Origin of the sequence: Lacrimispora indolis DSM 755, assembly GCF_000526995.1 — a bacterium.
Lineage (GTDB): Bacteria > Bacillota > Clostridia > Lachnospirales > Lachnospiraceae > Lacrimispora > Lacrimispora indolis.
The window spans coordinates 3,827,560-3,841,717 of record NZ_AZUI01000001.1; the positions used below are offsets into that span (position 1 = coordinate 3,827,560).

Annotated in this window: 12 protein-coding genes; 10 read left to right on the forward strand and 2 right to left on the reverse strand. The window is 44.3% G+C overall.

The genetic code is table 11. From position 1 onward, the window contains the following. Nucleotides 1–12: 12 nt before the first annotated feature. Together K401_RS32955 and K401_RS32510 are read right to left on the reverse strand one after the other, a co-directional pair. Entirely contained in the window at nt 13–450 is a 438-nt protein-coding gene (locus tag K401_RS32955; RefSeq protein WP_156945291.1) for a hypothetical protein, read from the reverse strand. Then, nucleotides 447–791, reverse strand: a complete 345-nt coding sequence (locus K401_RS32510) for a tyrosine-type recombinase/integrase (RefSeq protein WP_024294314.1) — start codon at nt 789–791, stop codon at nt 447–449. The genes K401_RS32955 and K401_RS32510 overlap by 4 nt, the downstream gene beginning before the upstream one ends. Before the next feature lie 241 nt (nt 792–1,032). Between K401_RS32510 and K401_RS0118295 the strand changes: the two genes are divergently transcribed. From K401_RS0118295 to K401_RS0118345, 10 genes are all read left to right on the forward strand, one after another. Beyond that, nucleotides 1,033–1,905: a hypothetical protein gene (locus tag K401_RS0118295; RefSeq protein ID WP_024294315.1), complete on the forward strand. Its 873-nt coding sequence runs from the start codon at nt 1,033–1,035 to the stop codon at nt 1,903–1,905. 10 nt (nt 1,906–1,915) lie between these two features. Further along, complete coding sequence (locus K401_RS0118300; RefSeq protein WP_024294316.1) at nt 1,916–2,185, forward strand: helix-turn-helix domain-containing protein; 270 nt, start codon at nt 1,916–1,918, stop codon at nt 2,183–2,185. 907 nt (nt 2,186–3,092) lie between these two features. Further along, nucleotides 3,093–5,006, forward strand: coding sequence for a sigma 54-interacting transcriptional regulator (locus K401_RS0118310; protein WP_024294317.1), 1,914 nt, complete (start codon nt 3,093–3,095; stop codon nt 5,004–5,006). Nucleotides 5,007–5,237: 231 nt separating this feature from the next. Beyond that, on the forward strand, nt 5,238–6,380 hold the full coding sequence (locus tag K401_RS0118315) for an enolase C-terminal domain-like protein (protein WP_024294318.1): 1,143 nt from the start codon (nt 5,238–5,240) through the stop codon (nt 6,378–6,380). A 14-nt stretch (nt 6,381–6,394) separates the two neighbouring features. Next, a complete protein-coding gene (locus tag K401_RS0118320) occupies nt 6,395–7,312 on the forward strand; it encodes a carbohydrate ABC transporter permease (RefSeq protein WP_024294319.1) in 918 nt (305 codons plus the stop codon). Continuing rightward, the gene (locus tag K401_RS0118325) at nt 7,312–8,154 is read left to right on the forward strand and encodes a carbohydrate ABC transporter permease (protein ID WP_024294320.1); all 843 of its coding nucleotides are present in this window, start codon (nt 7,312–7,314) and stop codon (nt 8,152–8,154) included. Before K401_RS0118320 ends, K401_RS0118325 begins: the two co-directional genes overlap by 1 nt. A 39-nt stretch (nt 8,155–8,193) precedes the next feature. Beyond that, nucleotides 8,194–9,585 (forward strand): ABC transporter substrate-binding protein, encoded by a 1,392-nt coding sequence (locus tag K401_RS0118330; protein WP_024294321.1) that lies wholly within the window; start codon nt 8,194–8,196, stop codon nt 9,583–9,585. A gap of 56 nt (nt 9,586–9,641) precedes the next feature. Beyond that, nucleotides 9,642–11,645 (forward strand): LamG domain-containing protein, encoded by a 2,004-nt coding sequence (locus K401_RS0118335; protein ID WP_024294322.1) that lies wholly within the window; start codon nt 9,642–9,644, stop codon nt 11,643–11,645. Between the two features lie 54 nt (nt 11,646–11,699). Continuing rightward, nucleotides 11,700–12,890 carry a glycoside hydrolase family 88/105 protein gene (locus K401_RS0118340; RefSeq protein WP_024294323.1) on the forward strand — a complete coding sequence of 397 codons (1,191 nt, stop codon included), beginning with the start codon at nt 11,700–11,702 and terminating at the stop codon, nt 12,888–12,890. Between the two features lie 272 nt (nt 12,891–13,162). Continuing rightward, nucleotides 13,163–14,158 carry a helix-turn-helix domain-containing protein gene (locus tag K401_RS0118345; protein ID WP_024294324.1) on the forward strand — a complete coding sequence of 332 codons (996 nt, stop codon included), beginning with the start codon at nt 13,163–13,165 and terminating at the stop codon, nt 14,156–14,158.

Sequence of the window (14,158 nt, forward strand, 5' to 3'; positions counted from 1 at the left end):
TTTCAGGGCTTTTTAAATGCCCTGTGATGTTATTATGATGTTAAGAATGTTAAATGTACTGTTCATTGGCTCGAAGAAATTCTGTTGAAACGTATAAGAATGTATGATACAATCGCCTATGAAAGTACCCATGACAGGGTGGTAACCTCCCGAGCCAATGACAACCGGAATGCCGGAATACATAGGAAGGGAGGTGGCGCACATGACTGCATATGAAGTCATTATGATTTTCTTAGGGATATTGGCATTGCTGATTTCTTTTGGTGGATTAATCATTGCGTTGCTTACCTTTCTCGATAAGAGAACAAGCACAAATAAAAATGCCTCTCCTGTCTGATCCACAGGAGAGGCGGTGTCCGTAAGGACATTTACCCTTTTGCTCGGAGCATCCACCTTTGGAGTGGGTGCTTTCTTTATATTTACTATATCACAATACATTACTAATTTCAAGTATCTTCTGACCGCCTCAATCTATTGAGTTGACCAGCAAGCTTTTGATCCTTATCAGGATAAAGGTGAGAATAGGTGTACCAAGTAGTTTGTACCGATTCATGTCCAAGGCGTTCAGAAACTTCCAGAATGTCAAATGCCATTTCTATAAGAAGGCTGGCATGGCTATGACGAAGATCATGAGCCCTTATGACTGGCAGGCCGGCAGCTTCTGCCTTGCGTTTGATTTCTTTTTCCAGAGCGTGTTTTGTAAAGTAGAAAATTCTTTTATCCGGCTCGCCCTCATATAGTCGGGCCCATATATTCCTGAAGTTCATCATAAAGAAAATCTGGAATAGCAATACACCGTTTACTCCTGGGTGTTTTTGGAACCAGGAACATTTCAACCCCAATTGTTGGGGTATTTTTTTTGAACCGCCTTTTTACTAGGCGCTCACATTCTGACGAGTAAATGCATCTAATCCGATAATCCAAATAATTGTCTAGAATTAACATCTCAAGATATTGTAATTTCATTCACAAAGTGATAATATAAATAATAAGTAGTAAGTAGTAAGTAAATACAGTTAAAGGAGGATTATCATGGATTTAACATTATCAGAACGTTTTGCACTAATTGGCTTTAACGGCTATGAGAGCGAGCATAGAGAAACTGCAAAGCAGAATGTATTAAAGGTATTAGCTGCTGCTGTATTTTTGGAGGAAAACTACGACCTTGCGACGGGTAAATGGCACTTTAATGAACAAGGAATAAAAGATGCCATGAAAAAAGCAAATAAAAAGGAATTAGAGCGAACTTACGCGGAACGCTTACAAAGCAAACAGCTTCTTTCTAAGGTTCCTAGTTTGTTAGGCTGTGATTTATATTACGATAAAAATATTAAGCTGAAAACCTATGTAAGCGATACAAGGGAGTTTGAATGCCAGTTAGATTTGTTAAGGGCTGAGTTTTTAGAAGAAGGACCCATCTCAGAGGAAAGTATAATTTTGGTATGGCTGCTATTAGAGTCCCTATGCTTTTATCAGGTCTTTTCTGTCTATGAGCAGAATGAAATCACAGCGCGGATGGCAAGCCTCCGCAATGAAAGCACCTTGGCAAAAGCGCTTTATCCCATTGAAATACGTTCTTTATGGGGGACTGTAGCGGTTGGTTTTTTACGGCTGAAAAGCCAGGCAGCTGCTACTGAGACTGGAAAAGGCTTTAATTTCATATTCCCATTCTTTGAAAGAAAACAATCAATCTTTATCGATACAGAAGAATATTTTCCAAACGCACAGCTGAGATTGAAGAATGTATTGGATCGAATATCTTCACAGGGGCATGTATACGAGGTGCTTCGGGAGGGTGCAGTTCCGGTTGTAAAAATAGATAATATTAAATATGAATTAATCCCTGGAGCTGTTGTCGGTAAAATGCCTATCCATGGAGTAAGATTACGTCGTTACAATCTGTAAGGAGCTGGATATGTCAAGGCAACGAACAATTGAAAAAATAATGGAGTCAGAATATGTATCAATTGGAGAATTGGTGCGACTAACCAATGCCAGATACAGCACCCTAAAGTTCTATACAGAAGAGGGAATGCTGCCTTTTGAACAGGCAGAAACGAATCTGACCAGGAGATTCAAACGTGTAGAAGCAATCGCTCGCATTGAGGAAATAAAGGAAATGCGTCAGAACGGCAAAACCATACCGCAGATAAAGGAAGTGCTTCAGGAAACTGGGAAAGGCTGAGAGTAAAATAGATAGACGATCACCAAAGGATACTGTGGCTGGAGAGGAACAGAGGAATATAAAGTAATTAAGTCTGAAAGAATCAGGAGCATATGTGATTTGCCTGATAAAAGGGAGGAGCCGGCAAGATTGGGGGAATCCTGCCGGCTGTATGAAAAAAAGTTTTATTTTAAAGGGGTGCTGACCTCTTTACAATTATTAATATACCCGTAAATTGTGACGGGAGATTGATGAATCTGTGAAGAATTTGTGAAAGAAGATAAAGGTGAAAAACCATGAATTATTTTCTATACCAAAAAAAATCACGCAGGGTAAAGGTGAAGTTCTGCGGAGTAGTAATAGATAATCAGGCAGGAACCGAATGGATCAGGAGGAGATGTTGGATAGATGAATTAATGATACGGGAAGCAGTAGAGGGGAGGTTGTGCATATGGATGCATACCAGTACTTAAGTATATTTTTTTAGGCGGGTCATTCCTGATCGCATTACTGACCTATATAGATAGGAACAATAAGCGAAAGTAAAAATGCCTACCCTGTCAGCCAACAGGATAGGCGGTGGCCGAAAGACATTTAGTCTCAAACTCCTCTTGAATAATAGATATTTAGCCTTGGAACCCTTATTTTAAAGGGAGTTCAGGGCTTTTTAACTATTTCGTGATGTTAGTATGATACTAAACAGGTAAATTGAATCATTTTTCTGCCCAAAGAAATTCCGTTAAAACAGATTAATTGGATGACCCGATCCCTATGAAAAATACCCATGACGGCATATGATTTTTATAGGAGAATTCACCTTTGATTTTTTAATAATGCCAGAAACATTGAAATATTCCCGGTAATTTGTTATTATTTATCCGGCACTATTCTATTGATTTCTGTATATTTCTTATGATGAGGTGGGTGTATGTCGGGGATAGCGGTTTTTTTGCCTAATGAGGCCATGTGCCGTCAGGCAGATGCAATTTTAAGTAAAAGAAAGAATCATGTTATTATGATCCGGACAACTACAATCAATAATATTGTAGAGGAAGTCAGGATGGCTATTGAGCAGGGGGCGAACATAGTCGTAGCAAGGGGGCATCAGGCGAGTAATGTTAAAAAATACACCAGCATGCCTACGGTAGAGGTAGTGATGACGGCGCAGGAGCTGGGACTTCTGATCGTTAAGGCCAAAAAGCTGGTGAACAAGCCATTTCCCAGGATAGGTATATTCTGCTGGGCTGGCATGCTCAGTGACACCACTTATTTTGACCAGCTGCATGAGGTAAGAATCGTCACCTACCACTTAAACGATGAGGACGACTGGTATGAGAGGGTGGAGCACGCCATCTCAGATGGAGTGGATGTGCTGATAGGCGGGGAAAAATGCGTACGGTATGCGGCCCAGAAGAATTTTCCCGCTGTGTATTTGTCCACTACGGGAGAATCCATTGAGATTGCCATTAACCAGGCGGAAACTATCTACGATATGGCGGAGTTTGAGAAAAACACCTATGCCCAGTTTACCACAGTTCTGGACAGCTCCTTTAATGGCATCATCAAAATTGGCGTGGACGGTTTGGTTCAGACCATGAACCGGGTGATGGAAAACATGCTGAAAACATCTGTAAAGGCGGCGGTAGGTATGCATATCACGGAGCTGCTGCCGTCCATGGATCCGGTGATGATACAAAAGCTCCTGACCGGACAGGAGGAGACTTATTCTACCTTTATCAGCAATGACAACCAGGCCATTGTTATCATTGCTGAGCCTATTGTGGTGGATCATGTTATTTTGGGGGCAATTATATCCTGCAACAGAACCATGAGACTCAACTGGTCAGAGGATAAAATGAAGGAAAAGTTTTTGACCGGTTTTGTAGCTTATGAGCACCTGGATCATCTTCTGTCCAGAAGACCGGGGCTAAAGGAGGCGGTGAATCTGGCGAAAATCTATGCCCAATCCAACAGTCCTATCCTAGTAGAAGGCAGTTCCTCAGATGAGCAGGAGCAGTTCTGCCAGGGAATCCATAATTACAGCTTAAGAAAAAACGGGCCGTTTGTTATGGTGAATATAGAAAATATTCCGGCTTCCCAGCAGCTGCACTCTCTGTTTGGCATTTCGGAGGAGGGATTTGACAAAAAACAGAAGGGTTCCTTTATGAAAGCAGGAGACGGCACTCTGGTTATTAGGGAAATTGATAAGATGAGCCTTTCCGTACAAAAATATTTGCTGGGCGTGATACGGAAAAACAGATTCAGTCTTTTAAATATTGAGAACGAGAGTGTGCAGGTGGTGGATTCCCGGGTCATTGCCTGTACAAGCGCAGATTTAAGAAAGCTGGTCAATCAGGGTAAGTTCAACAAGAATCTTTATTATCTGCTGAAGGCATTCACCATCACTCTTCCCAAATCCTGCGACCGCAGGGAAGATTTGGAGATATTGCTGGATGGGTATTATCAGAAGTATCTGGAACGGTACTCCAGATATCATATTCTGACACCGGAGGCCAGAGCGAAGATTTTGGATTTTCCCTGGGATAACAATGATATTCAGCTGGAATCTTTCTGTGAGCGCATGATTTTAACGGCAAATAAAAGGAAAATTACAAGCGAGTACGTTTTAAGCCTGCTGAGCAGTCTCTATGATCTGTCGGAAAAGGATAAGGAAGAGGAAATCTGGGAAAAGCCCAAAAGAAGTCTGCTGGAAGAGGAGAGAGTGAGAAATATACAGGCCAGCCTTCTCAAATATAATGGCAACCGGATGACCACAGCCCAATCCCTGGGAATCAGTAAATCCACCTTGTGGAGGTATATGAAAAAGTATAATTTAATGTAATTTATGAAAAAAGCCGGCTTTCCGTTTTTGGGAGAGCCGGCTTTTGCTGCGGGAAAATTGCAGTAATGAAATGTTCTGAACCCTGTGTGAGACCGATTGAAACAAAAAACTGAAACTATGGATATTTTTATCAATTTATTTCAAGAATCTCGTATAATATGTCAATTGTAACAAAAATACTGATATGTAATAATGTTTTTTAGCTAAAACACACGAAAAGAGGAGCGGGTAATGTTTGATTTCACGGACAAGATTCAATTCACGAAAGCGGTTTATTACAGCATGAGAAAGATTCCTCTGTACAGGCCATTTAAGGATGGAACCGGTGGGCTTGGAAGGTTTGCGCCGGAGACCGGCTTTCTGGAACTATATGATCAGGAGGGCTGCTGCGCCCACCATCTTTCCATAGACAGAGAGTTTGTAAGGACTATGCTGCCCAGACTGCTGACCGGAGAAAATAAATCCTACAATGAGTGGAGGCACAGCCTGTACTGGCAGATTCGAAACAGCGGATTTCAAAGCGGTCAGGCAGTGGATGTGGGCAGTGTCGACTTAATGATGCTGGACATCCTGGCACAGAGATATGAGAAGCCTTTCCACCGCTTTCTGGGCGCTCAAAAGGACTATGCGGTGTGCTACAAGGGAGGCGGTTCCCTGCTTTTGACAGATGAGGAGCTGGTAGACGATATGTGCCGCTATGCGTCTGAGGGTTATAAAACAGTGAAATTCAAGGTAGGCAGTGACAATGGCAAAAATATCAAACGGGATCTGGAACGGATAGCCAAAGTGCGGGAGGCTCTGGGAGAAGAGATCGGGATAGCGGTGGATGCCAATCAGGCCTTTGATATAAAGACTGCTGCTTTTTTTGCCAGGGAGGCAGAGCCATACAGTCTGGAATGGCTGGAAGAGCCGATTCATGCCCATGATATGAATGGAATCAGACAGCTTAAGGAGTTGGGCGTCACCCAGCCCATTGCCTTTGGTGAGTCCATGCGGATTTCCTATGCATATGAAACCTATATAGAAAAGGGAGTTGATCATTTGCAGCCGTCTCTGGGGAGAATGACCAGGATGGACGATTTACTGAGGATAAGGGATATGTGCAGGGAAAATCATAAAACCTTTTCTTCCGGCGGCAGACTTTACACGAATCTGCTTTTTGGCTGCCTTTACAATGATCAGGAGCGGATCGAATTCCATGAACCGATCAACGCGCCGGTGATGGAGTATACCATGTTTCCTCCTGTAAGAGAAGAGAACCGTTTTTACTGGCAGGATGGCATTGTTGGAATTCCCCTCCGGATGAATACGGAAAAGCTGGAAAAGGACGGACTGCTTTTAACCAGGGAAATCTATTTGCAGGAGAACATGTGACAGGAGAGGATAATATGAAAAAAAAGGCGGGAAGAGAGAAATATCTCTATTACAAAAGGCAGGCAGTTCCTTATATTCTGCTGGCACCGATACTGATCTTTGTATCCCTGTTTCTGCTTTGGCCTATGATTAACGTTTTTCTTATGAGCGTGCAGGAATATGAGCTTTTAAAGCCCAGGAACAGGAAATTTATCGGTTTGGATAATTTTATTTCCGTATTTACTGAAGACAAAGTATTTTTAAAAGCAATCAGAAATTCAGTCACATGGGTGTTTGTCAGTGTGCTGGCTCAGACTGTGCTGGGTTTCTGGCTGGCTTACTTATTAAACCAAAAATTCAAAGGCAGGGGACTGTACCGGGCGCTGGTGCTGTCGCCATGGGCGGTGGCGGGAGTTATGGTAGCCATTATCTGGTCCCTCATATATGGGGAGACTTTCGGAGTGCTGAATGACCTGCTTTTGAAACTGGGGATCATACATAAGAATATTTCCTGGTTTTCCGACTCGGGCCGGGCCATGACTGCGGTTATCATTGCAAATGTATGGAGAGGCATACCATTTTTTACCATCAGCTATTTGTCTGCGCTGTCAGGCATATCAGATGACATTTATGAATCAGCCAGAATTGACGGGGCCAATTCTGTTGTGACTCTGTTCCGGATTACCATACCCATGATCCGGGATACGATTGTGATCACCACACTTCTAAGATCCATATGGACTTTTAATGCCGTTGACTTAATCAATACGATGACAGGAGGAGGGCCTAACAATGCCACCATGACCATGCCTCTTTACATCATGCAGAAATTCAAGCTGGACTATAATTACGGATATGCATCGGCTTTGGCTGCAGTTGCAAGCCTGATTATGATGATTATAGCATTTTCATATATTCATATAGGGAAACTGGGGAAGGAGGAGATGTACTGATGGATATTAAAACGAAAAAGCTCTTTAAAAAGATCCTGTTTCTGGTGCTGCCCTTAAGCTTTTTTATGATAATCACCCTGGCTCCCTTTTACTGGATTTTGATAACCGCATTAAAAACCAGCACAGAGGTATTTGCCAAGCCCCTGACTTACTGGCCGCGGAACATCACCTACGATAATTTTATTAACCTGTTTCAGAAACTGCATTTTGAGCGTTATTTCTTAAACAGCTTTATCGTGTCTGTGTCCGTGACCGCTCTGGTCAGCGTCATGGCTTTAATCGGAGGCTATGCCATGTCACGTTATAAGTTTAAGGGAAAAACCTTTGTGTATATTCTGCTTTTGTGCACGCAGATGTTTCCTGCGGTAGTGCTGATGATTCCCCTGTTTCAGACCATGAATCAGCTGAAGCTGATCAATGATCTGCGGTCTCTGATTATTGTGTGCTCCTGCACCAATCTTCCTTACTGCATGTTTATGATGATGGGATACTATAATGCCATTCCTAGAACCCTGGAGGAGGCAGCCCAGGTAGACGGCTGCAATCTCCTTCAGGCTGTATTTAAAATACTTCTCCCTGCCATGAAGCCAAGTATCGTGGCTACCGGGGCCTATGCATTTATCAATTCCTGGAACGTTTATGTATATGCCACGGCTTTTATCACCAGAAAGGAGAAATATACCATCCCACTGGCGCTGAGTATTTTCCAGGGGGAGGCCAATACCAACTACGGCGGAATTGCTGCCGCCTGTGTATTTGCCCTGGTTCCCGCACTGCTCTTGTTTGCGTTTATTCAGAAGAATCTGGCAGGAGGGTCCACCAGCGGGGCTGTAAAAGGATAGTTCTATGTTTTTATTAAAATATTTTAGGAGGAAAGAAATATGAAAAAACGAATTGCATGGATCATGGCGGCGGCGCTCCTTGCCGGGAGTTTGGGAGGTTGCCGGGGAACTGAAAAAGAGGCGCAGAGTCAGCCGTCACCGGCAGAGAGCAGCGACGGCACCACGGCAGAGGCCCAGGCTACAGAGGCAAAAAAAAGCGGTGAAAAGCAGAAAATTGAATTCTGGTATCATGCCGCTGATGAGCAGTCTTCCATTATGTTTGAAGGAATCTTCAAGGATTTGAATGCTGCCCAGGATACCTATGAATTTGTTTACACCGGTTTTGCAAACAAGGATTTCCCTGATGCATTTGCAACGGCTGTTGCCACAGGCACCATGCCGGATGTGGTGAGCCTTGGATTCTCCAATGTAATGACCTATGCGGCTATGGAGGCCCTGCATCCCATTCAGACAGAGTTTGCCGCATGGGAGGATTCGGGTAAAATCGTACCTTCTCTGATCACCACCTTAAAAGACCTGGCAGGAGGAGAGAATTTGTACGGTGTTCCCTATGGATATAATCAGGATCTTTCCTGGTACAATGCTGCCGCTTTTAAGGAGAAGGGGATTGAAGTGCCTCTGACCCAGAAGGATTTTCTGGAAGACTGTGAAAAGTATGCAGACAAGGACAACGGAAATTATTTCTTCAGTTTAAGGGGAAACAAGCCTTATGATAACCTGCTGGGCTGGCTCTTTACCTATACGGACGGTCTGGGCTATGAGGGCTCTTACTTTGATGAGAGCGGTCAGTGCATCCTGGGGGATCCTGCATTTGCTGAAGCCATGGATGCCTATGTAGATATTTACAAAAACGGTCTGGTATCAGGAGACAGCGTTAACAACGGTTTCAATGAGATGGTAGCAGAGTTCGGTGCAGGAACGGCCCTTTATGTAATGCATAATTCCTCCTCCGAGAAGAGCCACAGGGAGAATCTTGGCGAGGGGAATTACGGAATAGCCAAAGCCCTGACCAATGACAAAGGAAGGTACTTTACCTCTGCCATGCAGCCTAATATTTTCTCCGTATGCAACAAAGGTGATGACGCAGATTACAGCGGTGCCATGGAGCTGATCCAGTATTTGTGCTCCGCCGATAATATGAATGAAATGGACCAGCTTATGTCCAAGGTCCCCACCAATACAGACTGCTATAAAACAGACTGGTTTAAGGATAACAGTACCATGCAGTTGTGTATGGACATTATTCAGGATAAGAATTTTGTACAGATCCAGAATCCCTACTGGCTGACTTCCTATTTTTCTTTTATAAACGGAGAGATGACTACAGATTTCCAGGCAGTTATGCTGGGAGAAATGACATCTCAGGACTGCTTAAATAAATGGGCGGACTTCCTGACAAAGGAGCAGGCGGCATATAAAGCACAGCAGTAGAGAGATGCAGCGGCTTGCGGATGGGACAATCTGCACAGAATAAGGAGTATATAAAAATGGACAATATATTATTTCAGGATGATTTCACCTCATTTCCCCTGGGCTCGTTTCCTTATGACCATGCCCATACCGCCATGGGAGAGTATCACTACTATCCGGTGGAGGGTTATACCGGTCAATGGTATGATCCCATTGTAAATGCCAATTACAGAGGTCCCAGCTGGCTGATCACGGAAATGGACGGAACCAGATACATAGAGCAGATGCGCGTAAGAAATCCTCTTACAAAAAATGTAAGTCCCCTTCTGACAGCAGGGGATGTGAGATGGAGAGATTATACCGCCAGTGTGCGTATGCGTCCTCTCAGCACCAAAGAGGAGGCAGGGCTTGTTTTCCGTTATCAGACCTCTCTGATGAACTATGGGTTCTTTCTTCACGCAGGTGAGGCCCAGCTATGGAAAATCCATAAAAAGGAGCGTATGCTGCTGGTCAGCAGGACCTTTGAATTTAATGGAGATGAGTATTATCATCTTGAGGTAGAGTGCAGGGGCAGCCGTTTTACCTGCAGAATCAACGGGGAGACGGTGCTGACTGCCCAGGATGACAGCTATTCCTGGGGTAAGATCGCCTTGTCCAGCTACATGCCGGCACAGTTTACCGATGTGGTTGTAAAAACAGATGACAAATCCTTCCGTGAATGGACAAAGGAGAAGAGGCAGGATGAAAAGAGGGTGGCAGAGAAGAAAAGCCGTTATGCCCAGCCCAGGCTACATAAGGTGATTGATTTGAAAAATTTCGGTGCAGCAAGACAGCTGCGGTTCGGTCATCTGTGCGGAGGAAATGAATGGTATTTTGTTATGGCACAGCATCAGAAACGGGTGCATAAGGACCGGTATTCCAATATCAGCTGCCTTACAGCTGTCAGCGTAGAAACCGGACAGATTCTCTGGCAGGTGGGTGAGCCCTCAGACTGGAAGGAAAACCAGAATGTAACAGCAGATCTTCCCTTCCAGCTCTATGATATTGATCATGACGGCAGTGATGAGGTGATCATGGCCAGAGATTTTAAACTGATGATCCTTGACGGCAGGACCGGGGAAGTGAAGAAGTGGATTCATACTCCGAAAAACGACATTCCGGAAAGCGAGCTGTATGGAATTGAATTTCAAAAGCACGCCTTTGACCGTCTGAATGTGGATGCAGTCCGCATCGTTAACGTATCTGGAAACGACAGACCTTCGGACATTCTGATTAAGGACCGGTATTCCCGCCTCTGGGTATATGACAAAGATTTAAACCTGCTCTGGAAATTCAATTACAAAAATACCGGCCACTTTCCATTTAGTTATGATTTTAACAAAGATGGAAAAGACGAAATATTCAGCTGCTATAATATGATCGGAAGCGATGGAAAGCTCATTTGGACCCTTCCCGTAGAAGTCGATCATACGGACGAGATCATTGTAGGAAAGTTTGACCCGGATGAGGATGAAATGATTGCCATGGTATCCGGCTGGGAAGGCTTTATGCTGGTGGACAAGCAGGGAAATATCAGGCTTCGTGATCTAAACGGACACGGACAGAGGATCAGTGCGGCCAATTACTGCCCGAAACAAAAAGGGCTGGAGATCTGTACCACCACTTATTGGGAATATCAGGGAATTATCTATCTGTATGACTGCAAGGGAAGGGAGCTGTGGCATATGGAGCCCGGCTCCAACGGCAATGTAATAGCGCCGGTCAACTGGCAGGGAGACGGCACAGAGCTGATTCTCCTAAATGGCAGCACCCGCTTTGGAGGAATGCTGGACGGAGAGGGGGATGTAGTGGTTTCGTTCCCTGACGACGGACATCCGGAGCTGTGTGCAGAGGTGATCAATTTAACAGGGGATGCGCGGGATGAAATTGTGCTGTGGGATGCCAGCCGGATGTACATCTACACTCAGGACAGTCTTTCACCTGTTACTGACAGAGAGTACACGCCTGAAAAATATCCCCATTATAACTGTTCCAATTACAGGGGCGAATATTCCTTTGCCAATTGGACATTAAAGAATTAAATACGCTGCCGGCGGTGGAAACCGCCGGCTTTATAAGTATAGAAGGAGACAAACATGCTGCTGGAACGTTACATTATGAATTATATGGGAGAATTTAACCGGCTGGACAGAAACTTCTGGAATTATGAGGATGGCTGTGTTCTCATCGGAGCCGAGAAATTGTACCATGCTTCAGGCGAAGAATTTTATTATGACTGTATCAAAAATTATGTGGACCGCTACGTCAGTGAAAACGGGGAGATAAAGGGCTACGAGGAAGAAGAGTACAATCTGGACAGAATACCCGCCGGACTTGTCCTGTTTCTTCTGTATGAGAAAACCTCCCTGCCAAAATACAGGTCCGCCATGGCAAGACTGCGTAATCAGCTGACCCATCAGCCCAGAACAGAAAGCGGAAGCTTCTGGCACAAAAAGATCTACCCTTATCAGGTGTGGCTGGACGGCCTGTATATGGCAATGCCCTATTATCTTACCTATGAGAGGCGGTTTGGAAACGGAGAGGGGTATGAGGACATTCTTCTGCAGTTTGACAATGCCAGAAGGACGCTCTTTGATGAGGAAAAGAAGTTGTATTATCACGCCTTTGATGAAAAAAAGCAGATGTTCTGGGCAGATAAGCAGACCGGACTGTCAGAAAACTTCTGGTCCAGAGCCATGGGCTGGTACTTGATGGCATTAGCAGACTGTCTGGAACTGTTTGCCGGAGAAGAAAAATTCAAGAAACGGCTTTCAGCGCTTTTTTCAGAGGCAGTGGAAGGGCTGCTTCCCTATCAGGACAGGGAATCCGGACTGTTTTACCAGCTTACGGCGCTGCCCGGTCTGGAGGGAAATTATCTGGAGACTTCCGCCTCTCTCATGTTTGCCTATGCCCTTTTTAAAGGAGTCCGTCTTGGAGTTTTACCGGAATCCCCCTATCTTATTAAGGGAGAGGAGATATTCCTGGCTGTTGAGACAGAAAAGTTTGCCCTTTCCGGAGGGCGCCTGCAGCTGACCGGAATGTGCAAGGGTGCAGGCCTGGGGCCGGAGAACAACCGGGCCAGGGACGGAAGCAGGGCATACTATCTTAAAGAGCCGGTGGTGGCAGATGAACAGAAGGGAGCGGGCGCTCTGATGATGGCATACAGCGAGTGGCTCCTTCTGAAGAAAAAGGGCCCTGTAAGGCCGGAGACATTTCCCAGGGTGGAGATTTGGAACGGAAACTATACCCATTTCTTTGAGCAGAAAAGCAGCAGATTACGGATCTGACAGCTGGATTTTGCTGCAGTATCCAATATTCCTTGAATTCCTCTCTGGAAATTTTCTGCTGTTTCCTCACGTTTATGTGATAAAAACTGTTAATAATATAACAAAGTATCATTTGCAACCGCTGGTTGACAAATTATACAACGCAATTGGTGGTTGTCAACCTAAAAATATTCTATAATGCAAGAGTCATACATCACCAGGTGTACATAGCTACTTCTTTCCTGCACTTGAAGAATGAATGGCATAAATAAATTTTGAGAGGATGGTACATTGTGATATTAGCAGAAAAAATTATTGCATTGCGCAAAAAGGCCGGCTGGTCCCAGGAGGAGCTTGCTTACCAGATGGGCGTATCACGGCAGTCAGTATCCAAGTGGGAATCCGGATCTTCAATTCCTGATTTAGAACGAATTTTAAAGCTGAGCCAGGTATTTGGTGTCAGCACAGATTATTTATTAAAAGAAGAGATAGAGACAGCTCCTGCATCTATTATCATGGAATCCGATTCTGATGAGGTGCAAAAAAGGGTCACCCTTGAAATGGCCAATGAATTCATGGAGATCAAAATCCGCTGGGCGAAAAAGGTGGCTTTGGCTGCAGCAGCTTACATTCTGTCTCCTGCTGCACTGATTTTTCTTGGAGGATTATCCGAATTAAAAGATAAAAGTATCAGTGGAAACGTGGCAGGAGGACTTGGACTGGTCATATTGCTTCTGATTGTTGGAATTGCCACAGTGTTTTTTGTAATGCATGGAATGAAAACGGAACCTTATCAATTTTTAGAGAAAGAAGTTTTTCGTCTGGAATATGGTGTGGAAGGGGTCGTACGGAAACGGATGGCAGAGTATGAAGGAACCTATAGAATATGTACCATGGCAGGTGTTTTCCTATGTATTATCTGCGCCTTGCCATTGATGGCAGCTGTTGCATTAAGCAGTTCGGACTTTGTTTATGTTTTGTGTGTAGATTTTATTTTGATCATAGTGGCTTGTGCCGTATTTTTATTCATGGCGGCAGGAGAGAAAAAGGGCTGTTTTCAGATGCTTCTGCAGGAGGGGGATTATACGGCAGAGAAGAAGCTGGAAAAAAAGCAGTCAGAACACCTTCCTGCCATATATTGGTGTACCATTACTGCGGTATATCTGGGCATCAGTTTTTATACGGGAAATTGGAGCAGGACGTGGATCATCTGGCCTTGTGCGGGAGTTATGTATGCGGCAGTGCAGGCAATAGCTGCTGCATTAAAAGATAAGAAAATGCATGATTAA

Bases quoted from the DNA above. Each gene is read 5' to 3' on its own strand.
- K401_RS0118300 (WP_024294316.1), top strand. From the start codon at position 1,916: ATGTCAAGGCAACGAACAATTGAAAAAATAATGGAGTCAGAATATGTA.
- K401_RS0118340 (WP_024294323.1), top strand. From the start codon at position 11,700: ATGCTGCTGGAACGTTACATTATGAATTATATGGGAGAATTTAACCGG.
- K401_RS0118310 (WP_024294317.1), top strand. From the start codon at position 3,093: ATGTCGGGGATAGCGGTTTTTTTGCCTAATGAGGCCATGTGCCGTCAG.
- K401_RS0118325 (WP_024294320.1), top strand. From the start codon at position 7,312: ATGGATATTAAAACGAAAAAGCTCTTTAAAAAGATCCTGTTTCTGGTG.
- K401_RS0118330 (WP_024294321.1), top strand. From the start codon at position 8,194: ATGAAAAAACGAATTGCATGGATCATGGCGGCGGCGCTCCTTGCCGGG.
- K401_RS0118315 (WP_024294318.1), top strand. From the start codon at position 5,238: ATGTTTGATTTCACGGACAAGATTCAATTCACGAAAGCGGTTTATTAC.
- K401_RS0118335 (WP_024294322.1), top strand. From the start codon at position 9,642: ATGGACAATATATTATTTCAGGATGATTTCACCTCATTTCCCCTGGGC.
- K401_RS0118320 (WP_024294319.1), top strand. From the start codon at position 6,395: ATGAAAAAAAAGGCGGGAAGAGAGAAATATCTCTATTACAAAAGGCAG.
- K401_RS0118295 (WP_024294315.1), top strand. From the start codon at position 1,033: ATGGATTTAACATTATCAGAACGTTTTGCACTAATTGGCTTTAACGGC.